The organism is Porifericola rhodea, from assembly GCF_030506305.1.
In the GTDB taxonomy this organism is placed as follows: domain Bacteria; phylum Bacteroidota; class Bacteroidia; order Cytophagales; family Cyclobacteriaceae; genus Catalinimonas; species Catalinimonas rhodea.
The window spans coordinates 4,208,012-4,227,758 of record NZ_CP119421.1 but is presented as its reverse complement, the minus strand read 5'-3'; the positions used below and the strand labels follow the sequence as shown (position 1 = coordinate 4,227,758).

At 39.9% G+C, this 19,747-nt stretch carries 10 protein-coding genes; all 10 read right to left on the bottom strand.

Features of this window, described 5'->3' with window-relative positions:
* Positions 1–8: 8 nt before the first annotated feature.
* The 10 genes from PZB74_RS17340 to PZB74_RS17295 all read right to left on the bottom strand — a co-directional run bounded on the left by PZB74_RS17340 (position 9) and on the right by PZB74_RS17295 (position 19,743).
* A complete protein-coding gene (locus PZB74_RS17340; protein ID WP_302238419.1) occupies positions 9–899 on the bottom strand; it encodes an endonuclease/exonuclease/phosphatase family protein in 891 nt (296 codons plus the stop codon).
* Positions 899–1,621 carry a copper homeostasis protein CutC gene (locus PZB74_RS17335; RefSeq protein ID WP_302238418.1) on the bottom strand — a complete coding sequence of 241 codons (723 nt, stop codon included), beginning with the start codon at positions 1,619–1,621 and terminating at the stop codon, positions 899–901. Before PZB74_RS17335 ends, PZB74_RS17340 begins: the two co-directional genes overlap by 1 nt.
* Positions 1,622–1,876: 255 nt before the next feature.
* Positions 1,877–3,748 carry a SusD/RagB family nutrient-binding outer membrane lipoprotein gene (locus PZB74_RS17330; protein ID WP_302238417.1) on the bottom strand — a complete coding sequence of 624 codons (1,872 nt, stop codon included), beginning with the start codon at positions 3,746–3,748 and terminating at the stop codon, positions 1,877–1,879.
* Between the two features lie 13 nt (positions 3,749–3,761).
* Positions 3,762–7,148 carry a SusC/RagA family TonB-linked outer membrane protein gene (locus PZB74_RS17325; protein WP_302238416.1) on the bottom strand — a complete coding sequence of 1,129 codons (3,387 nt, stop codon included), beginning with the start codon at positions 7,146–7,148 and terminating at the stop codon, positions 3,762–3,764.
* A gap of 838 nt (positions 7,149–7,986) precedes the next feature.
* Complete coding sequence (locus tag PZB74_RS17320; protein WP_302238415.1) at positions 7,987–9,426, bottom strand: SusD/RagB family nutrient-binding outer membrane lipoprotein; 1,440 nt, start codon at positions 9,424–9,426, stop codon at positions 7,987–7,989.
* Between the two features lie 10 nt (positions 9,427–9,436).
* A complete protein-coding gene (locus PZB74_RS17315; RefSeq protein WP_302238414.1) occupies positions 9,437–12,538 on the bottom strand; it encodes a SusC/RagA family TonB-linked outer membrane protein in 3,102 nt (1,033 codons plus the stop codon).
* Between the two features lie 275 nt (positions 12,539–12,813).
* Positions 12,814–14,325: a SusD/RagB family nutrient-binding outer membrane lipoprotein gene (locus tag PZB74_RS17310; protein ID WP_302238413.1), complete on the bottom strand. Its 1,512-nt coding sequence runs from the start codon at positions 14,323–14,325 to the stop codon at positions 12,814–12,816.
* A 28-nt stretch (positions 14,326–14,353) separates the two neighbouring features.
* Positions 14,354–17,494 carry a SusC/RagA family TonB-linked outer membrane protein gene (locus PZB74_RS17305; RefSeq protein WP_302238412.1) on the bottom strand — a complete coding sequence of 1,047 codons (3,141 nt, stop codon included), beginning with the start codon at positions 17,492–17,494 and terminating at the stop codon, positions 14,354–14,356.
* 639 nt (positions 17,495–18,133) lie between these two features.
* A complete protein-coding gene (gene lpxB, locus PZB74_RS17300; RefSeq protein ID WP_302238411.1) occupies positions 18,134–19,264 on the bottom strand; it encodes a lipid-A-disaccharide synthase in 1,131 nt (376 codons plus the stop codon).
* Positions 19,264–19,743 carry a 6-pyruvoyl trahydropterin synthase family protein gene (locus PZB74_RS17295; protein ID WP_302238410.1) on the bottom strand — a complete coding sequence of 160 codons (480 nt, stop codon included), beginning with the start codon at positions 19,741–19,743 and terminating at the stop codon, positions 19,264–19,266. Before PZB74_RS17295 ends, lpxB begins: the two co-directional genes overlap by 1 nt.
* Positions 19,744–19,747 lie beyond the last annotated feature (4 nt).

The window sequence follows — 19,747 nt, the reverse complement described above, 5'->3', positions numbered from 1 at the left end:
TCTACAACTTAGTCAATACTTACTTTCGCAATCACTGGCAGATGATCCGACGGGTATGCATTATTTCTGGAGTCAGTCAGGATAGCATGTTTTTTAACCTTTACTTCCGGGCTGACAAAGATGTAATCTATACGCCGATTTACTTCCATAGGATTACTTACTACAAAGCCACTAAAAGAACTTGTAGCTCCATGGTGAGGCTGCTCACTTACTTCAAAAGCATCGTTTAGTTCGCCATCGCTAATCATATTTTGTATGGCAGCAGATTCAGGAAAGCTATTAAAATCTCCAGTAACGATTATAGGCATATCTACTGCCAGTTCTTTAATTTTGGCTCTGATAAGTTTGGCACTCTCCTCTCTGGCTTTTTCACCTCTATGGTCAAAATGGGTATTGAGGTAAAAAATTGTTTTTGCAGACTGCTTGTGTTTAAGCCTGGCCCAACTCGCTATTCTTTCCATAGACGCATCCCAGCCAACACTAATCTCGTCGGGAGTTTCTGATAACCAGAATGTGCCAGAGTCTTCCAAATCAAACTTACTTTTATTGTAGAAGATAGGCGAAAACTCTCCTTTGGTTTTACCATCATCGCGGCCTACCCCTACCCAGTCCATGTGGTCTAAAGATTCTGCCAAATATTTTACCTGATGTTCCAGCGCTTCCTGCATGCCTAGTAAGTCAGCTTCATGATACTGGATAACACTGCTGACCATTTCCTTACGGTTTGGCCAGGCGTGCGCACTATCACCAGGATTATCATAACGGATGTTAAAAGACATCACTTTAAAAGATGTATTTGCTTCGGTGCTACTCATATTTTGTTCCTTCTGAGGCTGCGAACTACAGGCTACCAGGGCCACAATAGAGATTAACGAAAGGTAGTGAATTGCTTTAAGCATTATTTTGTCATTTTGTTGATTCGTTCACTATCGGCTACCAGAATTTCGTATTCAGGCATTCTTAAAGTTCCTCCCATAAATACTGTAGGGTTTCGGTACTGCATAGCGCTGTGCTCTACTTTACGCGCCGAGATATGACACTCTTCTACACCGCAAGCTTTCATCTGGTCTATATTGTACTCATCAATACCAGCACCAGGCATGATGATGATACGGCCATCTGCTTTCTTATGTAGCTCGGCGATAAGAGCTTTACCTTCTATAGCAGATTTTTCCTGCCCGGAGGTAAGAATACGGTCGCACCCCAGCTCTATAATATCTTCCAGAGCCTCAAAGGGGTCAACTGTCATGTCAAAAGCACGGTGAAAGGTAACGTTCATAGGGCGCGCGATTTTAATCAGTTCGGCGCAACGAACTTTGTCTACCTTACCTTCGGCAGTGAGTATACCGATGACCACGCCATCTGCTCCCAAATCTTTCGCCGTTTGGATGTCTTTTTTCATAATCTCCATTTCCAGGTCGGAGTATAAAAAGTCTCCCCCTCTGGGACGGATGATTACCTGAAGGCCAATGCTGATCTGCTGACGGGCAAGAGCAATGGTACCGGCACTTGGGGTAGTACCGCCCTCAAAAAGATTATCGCAAAGCTCTACTCTAATAGCACCGCCTTTTTCAGAATTTATAGCGGACTGAACTGAATCAATACAAACTTCAATTTTCACGGATAAAAAAGGTTATGTAACACATTGTGTACGCTACCGTGCAGGGTAGCTTAATTTAGTTCAAAACTAAAAAAAGTGACGCTTTTAACGTCACTTTTAGTATCATTTATTGATATCTACCTTAGAGTTAATATAAACTTAATGGTAAAGGCAGTTTACATTCTATACTGAAGCTTTATTATACTTATCTAAAAAAAAGAGAGCATGAAAATCACGCTCTCTTTATTATAAACAATAGTCTTACTTATTAATCTCTTAATTATTAGGACCACTACCCCACTGTGGAGCATTGCTGTCGTACCATAGTCTTTCGCTATTAAGTACAGCAGGGTCATTACTACCAGGAGTAAATCCCTGGTCTTGTATCGCCTTCATCTGGTTTTCGTAATTGATATCATCCAAAGTAGGGCTATTGATAGTAAACCTTCTAGGGATAGTCAATTCCGCTCCACCAGAGGTGAAAGCTTCACGAGCTAATATTGAGCTTCCTTTTTTAGGAACACCAGAACGTCTGCTAGTAACAAAAAGCTCATTAGGATTAGATATAAAATGTATGTACTGCTGTAGATATACTTTCTCAAGATCAAGTGCAGTATTTCCAGTCAGTTGGTAATCTTCCTGCATTAACAGAGCCGTAATTTCACCAGGCTGAAGAGCAAGAGGAGCACCATAAGCCTGATCATAAGCATTGTTGTAATACAGAATATCATTAGACTGAGCTAATCTGTCATGCGCCATTACTGATTGCTCTACCGCACGCTGAAAATAAGTGTTGGCATCTTCAGGAAGACTAGCCCCTAGCAGTTTAAATTCAGCAAGGTAAAGGTTTACTTCAGCAGAAGAGAACAGGTTTGAGCTATAAGAAGCGTTAGCATCATATACATTGGTTACTTCAGGTACATCCGGATAAGTAAGGTCCATATATGGTCTGATGTTCTTCTCATTATAGAAAGACAAGGGAGAATAAGTTTTGCTCTCCAACTGGTAGCTATTTACATCAAAGTAATTTTTGTAAGTAGTTTCGTCTTTAGTAGCGTCAGGAGATGCAGGAGCACCGTAAAAACGCACCCAAGGCTCACCAGGAGCTTTCCATCCTTTGAAGACTTTCTTTCCATCTTCCATTTCAGAAATTACGTTTTCTTCAATGTAAGTAGGTAGACTTTTGCCCTCATCGTAGAATGCCTGTACAACCATACTGTTGTAGCTGTTCTTGTCAAAAAGAAATTTCAGACGAGGATCCTTATTTTCTTTAAGAAAATCAATCAGGTTTTTGCTACCTACACCAAAACTGATGTCATTTCCAAAGTGATCATACTCAGAACCAGGAGCCCAGTAAAAATCTTCTGCTGACTCAGTAATAAGTCCGGCAGGGTTACTTGCCGCTTCTTCTGCAATCTCTATAGCACGTGCAGGATTCTGGTTGTACAGACGAGCTGCAATTCTCAGCTTAAGTGAGTTCGCTAACTTCGCCCATTTAGAATAATCACCGGAATAAACAAAGTCCTGATTAGCATTCAGGCTTATCTGAGATACTTCAGCTCCTTCAAACATAACCGGAGACTGGAGGGTATTGATAGTACTATCTAACTGTGCTAGCCATATATTGAAAAGCTCTTCCTGAGCATCATACTCTGGTGCTAACAACGGAGGATCAGTATAACGAGCTTTCATGGCCTGCTCATAAGGCTGTGCACCATAGATATCTGTTACTTTGATTCCATGAAGAATCTGAACAGGATAAGTAATAGCTCTAAGATACTGGAAAGAAGCCTGATCTACACCTTCGTAGCGATTATCTACAAACTGTCTGATATCGGCTAGCCCGGGCATAATCTGAGTGTACCAGGCGCCAATTCTGGAGCCATGCTCACCATCCAAAACTACCAGGTCGCTGTTACCACTACTAGATACAGTAGTAAGCGTCCAGGGAAGTATGTTTTGTGCATTATCATAGAACCATTCGGTATAGACATAATTGTCTAGCTGAAATAATGATTCTGTGAATAAGTATGTTAAATCGGGATCTGTAACGTTTGATGGATTCTGATTCAGTTCCGCAAAATCATTTTCGTCACATGCAGAAACCAGTAGACTGATTCCTATAAGTGTTAAAAATATTTTTCTCATTGTAATACGTCAATTAAAAGTTAAACCTAACGGTCATAGCATAAGAAGCAACATAAGGAGCGAAAGAGCGCTCAAAATAAGAGTAGTCACTTCTGTTACCTCTTGTACTCTCAGGATTCAAGTTGTTAGGCAAAGAATTGTACAGATAAGCTAAGTTACGTCCCATTAAAGAAACATTCAGATTCTCAATCTTCAGTTTCTCGGTTAGGCTGCTAGGGAATGTGTAACCAATACTTAGCTGACGAAGAGACACATAATTCACTTCAGAGAACCAGTCGTCATTAATAACGCCTTGTCCCCAAGAGTTAGTGAAGTATGTAAAGTATGATGCATGAGTTGGCTCTACATAGCCCTGCTCATAAGCCTCCTGATAAGTTAAACCACTAACATCCTGGCTTTCACCATTGGCAAGGTCTATAACTGTACCATCAGCAAATACACCGTCAGGGATAACACCATCGTGGTAAGTTACACCATCATATTCGCTGGTCCAGGTAATACCACCGTGCTCTTCATCCAGACCTTTAGTAGAAGTTTCCAGGTAACCATATGCGGTACCATAACGGTTGTTATAAGAAGCTAAGTAACCTCCAAAACGCATATCTATTAAGAAGCTCATGTTAAAGCCTTTGTAGCTGAAAGTGTTAGAAACACTACCTTCAAAATCAGGGTTGATGTTACCTATTCTTTCTACTTCACCACTTCTTTGGAAGTAGGCACCACGTCTACTGTTACTGTAAGTCAGGATTTTCTGCCCCTCTTCGTTAGTAGCAGGCATAATATCAGACAAAAGTTCGCCATAAGCTCCACCAATCCAGGCTACAGTACCGATACGGTAGTTACCATAAGTGGGGTTACCAGCAAGGCTCTTGTAATCTCCTACATCAGGGTGTAGAGAAAGAATTTTATTTCTGTTTCTCCAGTAGTTGAAGTCCAGGTCCCATCTGAAGTTCTGGTTAAGTACCGGAGTTGTCTTAAGTGCTATCTCTATACCTGTGTTCTGGATGTTACCAGCATTAATTAACTGTCTGGTTACACCACTAGACTGAGGTGCAGGAATATCTACAATCTGGTTTTTGGTGTTTTCTTTGTACCAGGTAAAGTCCAGTAATACACGATCGTTAACAAAACCTAAAGCAGTACCAAGCTCAATCGCATTCTTTTTCTCAGGCTGAAGCCCCGGATCAATCATTGTCAATTGATTGTAGTACATTCTATAAGCATTACCGTTGCTCTGAATTAAAGAGTTCAGGCTGTAAGCAGAGTTAATGCTATAAGGATCGGTATCATTACCTACCTGAGCTAATGATGCTCTTATACGACCAGTAGACAGGAATGAAGGCATATCAAAAGTCTCTGAAAATAACCACGAACTACTTACTGAAGGGTAGAAGTAAGAATAGTCTCCGCTACCATCAGCATACACAAGTGCAGAAGACCAGTCATTACGTCCGGTAATATCCAGATACAACTGGTTTTTCCATGAAGTATTCAGGAAGAAATACAGAGAGTTGATCTGCTTGGTCGCAGAAACACCAACATCATCACCATATCTTGGCGTATTGATACTGTTGCTAATGAAATACTGTCCGGGTATTACCAGACCACCATCTGTTCTGATACTTGTTTTGTTAGCACCAGTATGGAAAATTTCACCACCTGTAGTAAAGCTGGCAGAGAAGTCGCCAAAGTTCTGGATAAAGTTTAAAAGAAGTTTACCAGTCTGTTGTTTTTTCTGGTATTGCTCAATGCTATAAAAACCTCCTTCGTTAGCATAACCCTGCCCCAATTCTTTAGCTTCGTACTCATAAGAGAAGATATTCATATTACCTTCAAGTGTTACGTTGAACCAGTCAGTAATATCTGCGGTAAGGTTAACAATCGGGCGCACAGTAACTTCTTCACGATTGTAATCATTATTGTAGATACCAAACCAGGTACCTGCATTAGGTACATTACCTAACTCATCATTAAAGTTTGTGCTAGGAACACCACCATGGTCTGCAGTATATAGATCTCTGTACTTTTCAGTATTATAAGAACGGGATACACCACCTTCGGGGTACATACCTGCCAGGTTACCCGCAGGGTTCTGAGGGTTTGACTGCGTATAAGCTACTGAACCAGAAAGCTTTACTCTGTCGCTCAACCAGGTTGAAGCTTTCAGTAATAAGTTATCTCTGGTAAAGTCATTTCTAGGATACCATCCGTTTCTCATGTTGTGAGATAATGAAAGGTACATTTGAGTTTTTTCTGTACCACCCTGAATAGACACGTTGGTGTTAGTATTTACACCAAGGTCAAATGCTTCTTTCATGTTATCAGGACGAGCATTGTAAGAAGTGATAGAACCATCGTAGTCTTCAATATCTCTTCCGTCAAATCTAGGACCGAAAGAGAAACCAGACCAAGGGTGTACCAGTGAAGGCATTACCGTACCGTTTACCTCTCTGGCATAAAACTGATTGGTATTGTATGCATTGTCACCATAGTCTATATAACCGGCAAGTGCACCTTCACCAAATTCATTTTGAAGATCAGGCGTATCGTATACATGCTCAATACCTACTGTTTGAGACACACTTACGCCCAGTCCTTTTTTGCCAGAACCACTTTTGGTAGTAATTACAATTGCACCATTAAGTCCACGAGAACCATAAAGAGCAGTAGCTGCTGCACCTTTAAGTACAGAAACTGACTCAAAGTTATCGGGGTTAAGGTTTTTCAGCTCATTACCATAGTCAACAGAAGAAGCATTCCATTCGCTTTCCCCTGATGTCTGGTTGTCCAGAATAACTCCATCTACAACAAAAATGGGCTGATTGTTAGAACCTAGCGTAGACTGACCTCTAATACTGATCTTGCTACCACCGAAAGATCCACCATCAGTACCGCCGATACTCAAACCTGCTGCTTTTCCCTGAAGTGCCAGTACCGGGTTAATCAAGTTAGTTTCTGCAACTTCTGAACCTTGAATTTCAGAAACCGCATAACCTAATGATTGCTCCTGACGCTCTACGCCAAGTGCAGTTACCACTACTTCAGAAAGTTGAGTAAGGTCAGGAAGAAGGCTTACGTTAATTACTGATCTGTTACCTACTTCTTCGGTAACAGTTTCGTACCCTACTGAAGAAAATACAAGTGCGGGATTTTCTCCGCTCACTGTAATTCTAAAGTCACCATTGACATCTGTAACAGTACCACTGCCAGTACCCTTTACCAGGATACTTACTCCGGGCAATCCTTCGTTGTTTTCGTCTGTTACCTGTCCTGTGATAGTTTGGCCTTGTGCCCACAAAACGCCGGAAGTAGTCAGTAAGAATACTACTACTCCGCAAAAGCGAAACAATGTTAGTTTGGTTTTGCTTCCAAATAACACATCGAGTAAATACTCTCTCATAAAAGTTTTGGAATAAAATAAAATATGAAACATTCATTAGTGCGAGATCCACTAACAAGCAGCAATATGAGAATAAAGAATATTTTATTCCAAAGTTATGTACCATATATAATAAATATTTTCCAATCTAATTAAAATAACTCAATAAAATATTGTTATAAGTCTATTTTATGTTTGTGTTTAGTTTTACTGCCATTGGTATACATACTATTGGGCACGTACTTAATTTTAGAGAAATATATTTTACAAAATTACAAGTAAATGACATTATTTTTATGAAAACCATATCAAAACTAAATAATCATTGAAAACAATGCTTAATAGTTTATACCAATATATACCTAACGGTCAACCTATATTAAACCATAAGTAACTTAGTATTTATAACTACACCCTTCATAAATTTCATCCCACTACAGTATAAGTATATACATACATTAAATTTACACGCCTAAGTAAAGCATACCATTTTTAAATGATTAAAACACAAAACCTTGCATGAAAGTAGCTTTGAAAGCAGGAATTAGTCAGCTGATTTACAGGACTATAGCCTTATAATTTAGAATTGATGCCTCCCATAATAACGGATGCAACACCTACTAAAGAAGAGTGTATAAATTATGTTTAAAGTAAGTTGGGTGTAGACTAACAGCAAAAGACCTATACCATTAGTCTCATATACCTAGTAGTATAATTTAGAAAAGTATATGAAAGCAGCTTGACTAATTGTTAAGGCAGTAAGAGCTTTGTTCACCAGAATATAAAAAAATAGTAAATCGCATAAAAAAGCCGCTTCTTATAACATAAGAAACGGCTCAGATGCTTATTTATCGTTTACCTAATTTGGCTCAGAAAACCACATAGGGATTGTCTGATAGTCTGGTTCTAAAGCTCCGATACCTTCTAAAGCTTCTTTATTCCAATCATATTCTGAATACTGACGTAATAGCCATCTCTCTGAAGGTTTACCATCATTATCAGGAGCTAACTCTTCAGGAAGCTCAAAGCCAGGAAAAACTTCACTACTCCAGTCGTAGCGACGCAAATCTGACCAGGTTTCGTTATTAGTATACATAGCAATATACTTTTGCCACATAATGTCGCTAAGTTCCAAATCATCAGCAGTAGCCGGAAGGCTATTAGCCATAAAAGTAGATGCCGTAGCATTATCTACTCCGGTAAACTCCATATGAGCCATTACTGCTGTCTGGAAAGCACTTAATGCCATAGCTTTATCCCCTTTTATAAACGCTGCTTCTGCTTTTATAAATTGCATTTCTGCATAAGTCATTAGAGGATAGGGAGCATCATCCTGAAAAATATACTTACCATACAGCAAAGGAGCAATATCAGCTGTATCTCCAACGGTGGGCTTTATACCCACATAAACACTGTCAGCATTGGTATTAAACATAAGCGGTAAACGAGGATCTTCTACCCCACCTGTATAGGTACCATCCAGATAACTAATGATAAGCTCAGAAGCTAAACGGCCATTAAAATTTCCTCGGCTTGGCCCCATAAAACTACTGGTAGCGGAAGCATCTGCCGCAAAAATCACACTTGCATTATCATCATTACTGGTAAAAGACTGATCTACAAAAGATATAACCTGATCAGGATCGTAAGATGCTTTATTGGATAAGTGGTGTGCGTTTCTTGCTTTAATAGCATAGGCAAATTTCTCCCACTTCTCAAAATCACCACCATAGATAAAGTCATTTGCCGCCAGGCGAGAATCAATTTCAAACTCTGGATTATTAAGCAAATTAATACCTTCATCCGCTAGCTTCTGCACTTCACTATAGATAAGTTCCTGACTATCGTAGTCAAATTTTGTTCTGGTATTATCCCAGGCCTGTAGGTAAGGTAGTTCTCCATGATGATCTGTAACCACCTGCCAACTCCAGGCACGTATAGTTTTGGCAATTCCTTGGTATCCCCCCAGGCCGTCGTCCTGAGCCTGTTCTACCATTTCGTTTAGGTTAGAACCTGTAGCCCAGTAATGATTACGAAATTTTTGTGTACCGCTAATAGTACTTGCCCCATGTCTGTCATAGAAGTAGTTGGGGGTAAAATAAACCCAGTTTTGGGTATATGCTCCAACATAACGACTGTCAAACATTTCACCCTCTGCCATAGAGTAGATTATCTGAGGCATATAGAGATGGGGTAAAGCTGTTTGCGGAAGATAGGGATCGTCATTAATGTCCAGATAGTCTTCGCAAGAAGCAAAAGCTAAAAGAAGCAATAAATAGTATATTTTATGAATTTTCATGATGTCTCGTTTAGAAAGTTACTTTTAAACCTGCTGAGTAAACTGTTGGGTTAGGAAAAGAGAAATAATCAAAACCACCGGCATTACTACCTCTACCCGAAGCGTTCAGCCCATTGACATCAGGGTCTGCACCAGAGTAGTTAGATAACAGGAGTAAGTTGTTTCCGCTCAAATGCACACTTGCTCTTTTAATAAAAGTATTCTCCAGCATGGCAGAAGGAAACTGATAGGAAAGTGTCACATCTCTAAGCCTCATCCAGTTAATATCCTTCTCTATAAATAAAGATTCTACCAGACCACGATTGCTAGACTGATAATAATCCTGATCTAGCACGACTTCCTGCGTATTCATTTCTCCATCTTCGGTAACACCTTCAAATACTACAGTTTCATCACGATTTGCTGTAGAAGGGTGCAAACCGGCATAGACCATACGACGAGCGGTAGCATTGTATACATCACCACCTTTACGAATATCTAATAGTATAGCAAGCCTAAAACCTTTGTACTCTACAGTGTTGGTAAGTCCGAGGGTAAAATCAGGCTGACGGTTTCCAATCTCCTCAAATCCAGTATCTTCTACTGGGTATCCATCATCTCCAATAATTAACTGGCCCTCTTCTGTAGTAGCACGAGAGTTACCAGTAATTGTATAAAAAGACTCGCCAGGCACATATCCACCGCGCGCATTACCATACAACCAGGTATCTGATAAATAAAACTCTTCAAAGTCTCCAGGAAGAGAAACTACTTTGTTACGGTTCAGTGTAAAGTTGGCCAGTGCATTCCAGCGTACTGTGCTGTTTTTAATGATATCTCCATTAATCATCAACTCCAGGCCTTTATTTTCTATTTCGCCAGCATTTACCAGTTGTAGAATATAACCTGTGGCATAGCTCAGACGTGGAGAAACGATCTGATCTCTACTTCTCACATTGTAATAAGTAACATCCAGCCCTAATCTGTTTTTGAATAAACGAAGATCCATACCTACTTCATAAGATGTAGTTGTTTCTGGCTTGATATTTTGATTTGGACCAAAAACCCCCACTGTAAATCCACCGCCAGTACGGGTAAACTCTCCCAGAGAAGGTTGAGTACGGTGCGTTGGAGCATCTTTACCTACCTGTGCATAAGAAGCTCTTAATTTAGCAAAGCTAATGGGTGAGTTAACATCCAGATCAAATAATTCTGAAAATACAATACTGGTACTTACTGAGGGATAAAAGAAGCTATTGTTCTGCTTAGGTAAAGTAGAAGACCAGTCATTTCTGCCAGTTGCAGATAGGAAGATCATATTTTTATAGTCAATCTTAAAGTCACCAAATACCCCTACCAGGCTTCTGCGGTAACCTCTCACGCTAATCTCACGACTGTCCTGATCAGTATTAACAATGGTATATAAGTCTGGCACCTGTATACTTTCACCATAGCGTGAGTCTACTCTATAGGTACGCTGTTCCATATTATGGCCCAGTGTAAGTGAGGTATTAAAATCACCAAAACTTTTATATGAATTGATCAGCAGGAACGAATTCAGGAGGTTACTTTTAGCATCATACTCAGCCATTAGACCACCGACCGAACTGGCAATACTTCTATTAGGGTAGCGCTGCGCAGACTCGTCGTCATAAGTAGTAAGTCCGTAAGTAGAATAAATATCTGAGCCTACCCTACCAGTAACATCCAACCAGTCAAAAATCTGGTATTTCATGCTACCATTAAGAAGATAACGGTCAGTTTCATCCGTTACATCATTGTAATAGGCCGTAAAATAAGGGTTGTCAAAATCATCATCACCATTTTCATAAAATGTTTTTTTGGTGCCATCTGGGTTAAGATACTCACTCATATTATCGGTAATTGGCCAAAGCAAAGCATTCTGATACAAACTTCCGCTTCCTTTAGAAGCTCTGTCTGCCGAAGATTTAATGTAGTTTGCAGATGCTGTAAAGTTTAGCCTTTCTGTAGTTTGAGATGAAAGGTTTAGTCGGAACGAGTTTCTATCAAATCCGGTACTGGGTACAGAGCCATCCTGACGTACTACATCTGCCGAAACTCGATAAGTCAACATATCTGCTCCACCGCTAATACTTAAGTTATGATTCTGGCTAAAACCAGTCTGGAAAAAGTCTTCTAAATTATTGTACACCGGAGTGCTTCCTGATATTTTTTCTCCCCAGTGATTTCTACTTTCATTATTGGTTACACCATCATTACCAGTATTGTATTCCTTAAATATTTCTGGCAGACGTTCAATAGTTTCAAAACGAAAATTGTTGCCATAGGTAATCTGGCTTTTACCGGCTTTACCTTTTTTGGTAGTGATAACTACCGCACCATTTGCTGCATCAATTCCATACAATGCGGCAGCAGATGGGCCTTTAAGTATGGTAATACTTTCAATATCATCAGGGTCTATATCGGAACCACGGCTGGTATAGTCAAAATTTCTGTTGGGTGAGTCAGAAAGCAGATAGCTTCCGTTTAATGTGGTATTATCTACAGGCACCCCATCTACCACAAACAAAGGTTGGTTGTTACCATCTAGTGAAGTACCACCACGAATAACAATAGAAGTAGATGAACCAGGCAAGCCACTGGTACTGGCTACATTAACACCGGCTACCCTACCTTGTAAAGACTCTATTACATTGGGTCTGGAAGTTTCTGCCAGTTCTTCACCGGCTACATCCTGAATGGCATAACCTAGTGCCTTTTTCTCTTTTTCCATACCAAAAGCAGTAACAACAACTTCAGAAAGCTGCTTGAGGTCGGGTTTAAGACTTACGTTAACAGTAGATCTTCCTGAAACCTGTTCCGAATGTGAGAGATAACCTACAGAAGAAAAAAGTAGTACCGGCTGTTCACCAGTCACTTTGATGGTAAAATTCCCATCTACATCTGTAACTGTACCCGAAGTTGAACCTTTTAAAAGCACGTTTACGCCTGGTAAGCCGCTACTGTTTTCGTCGGTTACCTTGCCGGATACCGTGTTTTGAGCGTACAATGAGTTACTTAATAGAAGCATTAATAACAATGCCCCTACTCTGGATAGGGCGCTAAAATAAGATAGAAGCCCCCTCCGATGAAGAAGTAAAGTAATTTTCATAGATCGGTTGAGTGGTTAGAAAATATCAGCCTTTTAGGATTTTCCAATAGGCTATTTGGCAATATTCGAGCAATATATAACGAAACACCTGCATTTATAATAAAATACAGATGATATGTTTAAAAGAAGAAATTATACTTAAGCAAGATGCATGAGGATAATTTTATAGCACTCAAAAATATAAGTACTAACTCACAGGATAATTAAATAAAAATTAGCTAAAAAAAAAGTGGAGCATTTCGCTCCACTTTAATAATTAGATCATTTGTCATATTTTATTCAACATCCCACCAGATGCGCGTAGTAAACTCATCAGGTCCTTGACGAGCGATAGCAGCCTGAAGTTGCTCTCCATTGTTACCATACTCTCCTTCAAAGTAGCGCAGTCTTCTAGGTATCTGGCCACCGGTAATATTGCCAGGATAATTAGTTGGTGTAAGTACAGGATAGCCTGTTCTTCTCCAGTTTGCCCAAGACTCATAATCATTCAGGAAAGTAGCTATCCAGTATTGCTCACCAATCATTTCTAATCCGTTTGCAGAATTATATGGGTTGGCAGCTAAATAAGCATCCACCTGCTCATCAGAAATAGCCAGAGACTCATTGTATGTTGTAAAGTGCTGCATGTTAGCTCTTACACCATTGTTGTAATGTGTTTCCGGGTCGCCATTATGCCATCCGAGGATAGAAGCTTCTGCAAGCAGCAGTTCAACTTCAGCATAAGTCTGGAAGAACATAGGTGCATCTAGCGTTACCAACTCAGGGTTAGTAGTTGAGTAAAGCTCAATAGGCACAGCTTCTTCTCCAGTACCCTCATACTCTTTAATAGTAGTTGCATCATATCCATTAGGAAGGCCATTGTAAATATCATCCTGATTTAATGTCGCAATCACTTCTATACGAGGATCATTGTGGTTTAGCATCCAGTCAACAAAAGTTTTGCTAAGTCTCTGATTGTCATCAGCTAAGAACACCTGACCTATACCATTCTGATTTAGACCTACAGGACCATCAGTATGCTGAACATAGGCATTATCAGAATTACTCTCCATGAGGCCACCGGCAATAGCCTTACCTACATACTCCTGTGCCATAGCAGGATCTACTTTTGACACACGCATTGCCAGACGAAGCATAAGTGAGTTAGCAAATTTTTCCCACTTGTTAAGGTCACCCTGATAAATGACATCCTGTACTCCATTGTCACCTAAGTCAGTAAGGGAAGCATCAAAAGTACTTGGAGCCTCCTCTAACTGCTTTAACATATCAGCATAAATTTCAGATTGAGGGTCATACGCTGGCGAATAGTTGTTATCATAGAAACCACGTCCAGCTTCAAAATAAGGGATATCGCCGTACATATCAGTTAAGCGAGACATGCCTAGTACCCAAAGGATACGAGCGATACCATAGACATTACCCTTTGCAGGATCATCTTTTGTTTGCTCAATAACTGCGGCAAGCATCTTAACATAATTAGGATAAGCCGCTTCAAACAGGGCTCCTGAATATTGGGCACTGTAAAGATACTTATCACCAGACCAATACGTCTGTAGTGCAGCATTATGCTGAATCATGGTAGAAGAGTAAATCATCACTCCTCTCCAGCTTTCATAACGATCCCCCGAAATTCTTAGCATAGAATACGCCAGCATATAAGAAGGGTCAATCTCCTCTGCGGCATTTGGGTTCTCGTTCATATCTATAAGCTCATCAGTATCACAAGAGGATACCAGAAAAAGCCCAGCCAACAATAGGCTAAATAATTTATATGATAATGTTTTCATAATTTTCTATTCCAATCAGTTTTGCTAATTAAAACTTGATATTAACGTTAAATCCATATGAACGGTACTGAGGCACACCCATCCACTCTAATCCCTGACTATTATTATTGGTGCTATAAGTAGATTCCGGATCAATGTTATCAACGTTGCTCCACAACAGCAGTAGGTTACGTCCTACGGCAGATACTGTAACAGTAGAGAAAGGAGTAGAAGACAACCATGAGTTAGGCAGATTATAACCAACCTGAATAGAACGTAACTTAGCAAATGATGCATCGTATATGAACTCTTCAGTAATCTGGCTAGCCACTCTTGAGTAGTAGTCCTGTACATTTTCTGGTTCAATGGTAAAAGTAGCAGCTTCACCATCTTCATCAACTCCACTAAAGCTCAGGCCATTCTCTCTACCTTCAAGTGTATTCTGGTGTAGCCCCAGGCTATACGCATTAAGGTTAGTACCAGAGAAGAGGTCAGCACCAGTTTTAATGTCAATAAGAGCATTAAAGGTGAAGTTCTTATAACGGAATGAGTTAGTAAGACCTGCGGTAAAATCATGAACACCTGATCCTAACAATTCAATATCATCAGATCTTACCGGAAGACCGTCTTCGTCGTATACTTTCTGTCCATTGATAGTTTTGTGCGTACGTCCCCATATTGAAGCGTAAGGATAACCAATAGCATGACGTACAAATACGTTCTGAGAACGTGCCTGATCTCCTGAAAGGAAGTCCACACCTTCTGCAAGCTCAAGCACTTCGTTATTGTTCTGAGCAATGTTAGCGACTACTTCCCAGGTAAAGTTGCTGGTTACAACTGGCTGACCGGTAACTAACAATTCAATACCAGAGTTTCTCATTTCTCCTACATTAACAACTACACCTGTGTAACCTGATGTTCTTGAAATGCTGGCACTAACAATATCATTTTCAGTTAAACGATCGTAGTATGCAAAGTCAATTCCTAAACGATCGTCTAAGAAACGAACGTCAAAACCCACTTCAGTTTCAGTAACTGTTAACGGCTGAAGGTTTGCGTTAGGAATACTGTTCTGAGAGATAGTTGCTAAAGCCGCTCCCTGATGTCCCTGACCGGTTAGACCATAAGTTAAATTGATATTATATGGGTCTGTATCTCCACCAACCTGTGCCCAGGAAGCTCTCAACTTACCAAATGATACCCAAGAAGGCATAGAGAAGGCATCTGAAAATACAAAGCTGGTACCTACTGATGGATAAAAAATAGAGTTTTTTTCTGGTGCCAATGTAGAGAACCAGTCGTTTCTACCTGTAACAGTCAGATAAATAAACTCATTATAGTTCAATTCAACTGATCCGAAAAGAGAGTTAATACCCTTCTCGCTATACCCTAAAGATGGGCTTTGGTTAGCAGCATTGCTTACTGCATGGAAAAAAGGAATGTTAAAGTTTTGGCCGTTAATGGTCATATTTTCATCAAACCTGGTCATTTGGTTACCACCTACAAATGCATTTAAACCCAGGCCACCAAACTGCTGATCTGCACCTAAAAGGAAGTCAGCGTTGATTTCCTGTACAGTTCTTTTTCCTTCTACCATACCACCCAATACTTTGTAAGCAGTACCGTAAGGTTCAATGTTTGTTCTTCTTACAGAATAACGGTCAATACCCACACGCCCCTGAAGGTATAACCAGTCAGTAATATCATAACGCGCTAATGCTGAACCAATTATACGGTTACGATCATCGCTGTTGACAAACTGGTAAGCCCCCCAATACGGGTTAGTCAGGTAGATATTGGAGCTAAAGGCTAGTTCTTCTCCTGTTTCACTTGCACCTAACTTATTAGGATCACCCTGAAGGTTAGTTACATCAATATTAGCTGGTAGTGTAGCCACAGCAAAGTTGGCATTACCAGGAGAGTCTGATAAACGAGGACGGTTATCAGTATCTTCAATACTATATTGTGCTTTAGCTGAGAAAGTTAGCTTTTCTGCAAACTTACCGTTTACGTTCATAGTGAAGTTTTTACGGTTATAACCTGCATTAGGCATTACTGCGTCGTTATCCAGGTTAGAGGCTGAAAAGCGATAGTTAGCAGTTTCGTTTCCTCCGTATAATGAAAGTGTATTGGTAAATGTTAAGCCTGTTTCGTAGAAAGCATCGTAAGGGTCTCCAGTATAAGAATAAGGACGGCTTACACCATCGTATTGAATTACCTGAGAGCCATCTAGGCGCGCACCCCAGGAGGAGTTACCGAATGAAAAAGCTTCATCTGCACTGGTAGGCTTAGCACCACGGTTACCCTGTCCGTACTCACGCTGCCAGTCAAAATTATTGATAATGTTTTCAAAAGTAAGGTTAGAGTTTAGCTCTACTCCTACACCTTTTCTGGCACTTCCCTTTTTAGTTGTGATCAGGATAACACCGTTAGAAGCTCTTGAACCATAAAGTGCAGCAGCTGTATTACCCTTTAGTACACTTATTTCTGCGATATCATCTGGATTAATACTTGAAAGACCATCTCCAGAGTCAGAACCACCCCACATACCAGCAGAACCAAGCTGTGAGTTGTCAATAGGCACACCATCAATAACATACAAGGGCTGGTTATTGCCTCCTAATGAGCTATTACCACGAATAACCACACGAGAAGAACCTGCAGGGCCAGTAGCGGTGCTGCTTACATTTACTCCTGCTACTCTACCTGAAAGTGCATTACCCAGGTTAATTTCGCGAGCTTGTACTAATGCTTCGCCCTCCACTTCGCTGACTGAGTAACCTAATGATTTTTTCTCTTTTTCAACACCAAGAGCGGTTACTACTACCTCACTCAATTGAGTAAGGTCAGGCAGAAGGTTAACGTTAACGGTCGTACGATTACCAATTTCCTCCGTTAAGGATTCATAACCTACTGACGAGAATATCAGGACTGGATTGTCTCCCTGAACAGCAATAGAATAATTACCTTCTATATCGGTAACGGTACCAACAGTAGACCCTTGAAGTAAAACATTTACTCCTGGTAATCCGCTGTCTTCTTCATCAGTAACTTTACCACTAACTGTTCTGCTTTGCGCCCAAAGCATGCCGGTAGTAGTTAATAGCAACACCACTACTACTGCAACATGTTTTACAGATGAAAAGGCTCGGTTTAGCCCCATCTGCATGCTGGGTAGAATTTCTTTCATAAACATTTAGATTATTGTGAAAAAAGTAAAACAAATGCTAAATGATAACATTTAGCCAGAGGCAATATGATAAGAAAGTGAAACCCAAGCAAAACAACCCACAATAAATAGTTATTATTAACATAACTTTTTAAGTATTATCAATTAATACTTAAAATTATAGCATCCTCCGCATAAAAAAAGCTTTGTTTTTGATAATTATTCAAAATTTTGCCATTTTATTCAATACTTATACATGGAGGATAATGATAATACAATAGGTGTTTTGGCTCGGGCTTCTTTTCTAACCACCGACCAAATAACTAATTTATTTTTATTTTAAAAAATTATATTTTGTTTTTATGGTTATTGAAGAATAATAAATTACATCATATCTATATAGAGATAGAATATTACTCAACCAATAAACTGAGATTATTTGTTAAGTACCCAATAGCTCATGCTTTGCATATATTTTTTTTGCGTAATACACTTAAAAAGCACTAGATATTATTCAGGAAAAGTATTATAAAACACCTATGCATTTCACGAAAATAGCATTAGAACTACTACTTAACGCTTAGGTTAAAGGAAGGCTGGCTTACTCTACTATCTAAGTAGAGTAAACTAGTTAAAATCTAATGGATGGAAATTTTACTTTTAAATGGTACTGGTAGTTTCCAGTCGTAAGCTCTCTACAATTTCTCTAGCTGTGGTTTCAGAAGCGCGCTCCTGACCCATAAGCTGTTTAATCTCAAAATAGCCTCTAAGTTGTGCTTTTCGTTCGGGTGAGTCCTGAATGATCTTCTTCAACTCTAACTTTAATTTAGTGGTGTTAAAGTCCTGCTGAATTAACTCAGGGACCACTTCTCTGTTGGCGATTAGGTTTACCAGAGAGATATAAGGAACCTTAATTAAAAATTTGGCTATGCGATATGAAAAATTACTGGTTTTGTAACAAACCAACTGTGGCACTTCAAAAAGAGCTGTTTCCAGTGTTGCAGTGCCTGATGTAACTAGCGCAGCATATGCATGATGCAGAATATCATAGGTCTTCCCTTCTACAACTGCTACATTTTTCTTTTGCTCGGCTTCGGCATACATTTCGTCTGGCAGGTTGTTTACGGCTGCCACAACAAACTGATAGTCCTCAAACTGCGGCACTAGTTCCATCATGGTATTAAGCATATTGCTCACCTCCTGCTTTCGGCTGCCAGGGAGCACGGCTATGATAGGCTTTTCAGTAGCCAAACCATAGTTTTGGTGAAAATGAGTATCTGCCTGATATGCTCTAATCTCATCTAAAAGTGGGTTACCTACATAACTCACTTCGTACTTAAACTGGCGGTAAAAATCTTTTTCAAAAGGGAGAATCACGAACATTTTATCAACATTCGCTTTAATTTTCTTAGCCCTCCCCTGATTCCAGGCCCAGAGTTTAGGTGAAATATAGTAATAGTTGCGTATGCCCTGTTTTTTGGCAAATCTGGACATACGCATATTAAAGCCGGGATAATCTATTAGTATAAGTACATCTGGCTGATAGCTTAATAGGTCAGCCTCACATTGTCGGAGAAAACGACGGATAGTTCTTAGGTTTTTAAGCACTTCCAGAAACCCCATAAAAGCCAGGTCACGGTAATGCACTACCAGTTCGCCACCGGCTTTTTCCATAGCATCGCCACCCCAGCATCTTATTTGGGCATCTTCATCTTCTCGTTTAAGTGCTTTAATCAGGTTTGCACCATGTACGTCACCTGATCTTTCTCCGGCAATAATGTAGTACTTCATTATACAGTAGCCGTTGCCAGGTGAGGTTCTTTCTGCACTGCTTGTGTATCCTGCTCTAGACCTTCGCCATAAAAGTCAACAAAATTGTTTGGCGTCTCATACAGCCTGATAGAGTGTAGTACTGCTCGGTCTGTTATTTCTTTAAGAGCAGGAGCTAATATCTTCCAGATACCCTCAACAAGATTTTCGCAGCTAGCCATTTTGCCTTGCATAAAATCCACGTCAAGATTCAGATTTTTATGGTCTACTTTTTCTATTACTCTTTCTTTAATTAAAGTACTTAGCTTTTTCAGATCTACCACAAAACCCGTTTCAGGATCTGGTTTGCCTTTTACGGTCACAATCATCTCAAAATTATGGCCATGCCAGTTATCATTTGCACAGGGGCCAAACACCTCTTCATTCTTTTCCCTAGTCCAATTAGGGTTATATAATTTGTGAGCAGCGTTAAAATGCTCTCTTCTACTTACATAAATCATAGAC

Bases quoted from the DNA above. Each gene is read 5' to 3' on its own strand.
- PZB74_RS17340 (WP_302238419.1), bottom strand. From the start codon at position 899: ATGCTTAAAGCAATTCACTACCTTTCGTTAATCTCTATTGTGGCCCTG.
- PZB74_RS17320 (WP_302238415.1), bottom strand. From the start codon at position 9,426: ATGAAAATTCATAAAATATACTATTTATTGCTTCTTTTAGCTTTTGCT.
- PZB74_RS17295 (WP_302238410.1), bottom strand. From the start codon at position 19,743: ATGATTTATGTAAGTAGAAGAGAGCATTTTAACGCTGCTCACAAATTA.
- PZB74_RS17330 (WP_302238417.1), bottom strand. From the start codon at position 3,748: ATGAGAAAAATATTTTTAACACTTATAGGAATCAGTCTACTGGTTTCT.
- lpxB (WP_302238411.1), bottom strand. From the start codon at position 19,264: ATGAAGTACTACATTATTGCCGGAGAAAGATCAGGTGACGTACATGGT.
- PZB74_RS17310 (WP_302238413.1), bottom strand. From the start codon at position 14,325: ATGAAAACATTATCATATAAATTATTTAGCCTATTGTTGGCTGGGCTT.
- PZB74_RS17305 (WP_302238412.1), bottom strand. From the start codon at position 17,494: ATGAAAGAAATTCTACCCAGCATGCAGATGGGGCTAAACCGAGCCTTT.
- PZB74_RS17315 (WP_302238414.1), bottom strand. From the start codon at position 12,538: ATGAAAATTACTTTACTTCTTCATCGGAGGGGGCTTCTATCTTATTTT.
- PZB74_RS17325 (WP_302238416.1), bottom strand. From the start codon at position 7,148: ATGAGAGAGTATTTACTCGATGTGTTATTTGGAAGCAAAACCAAACTA.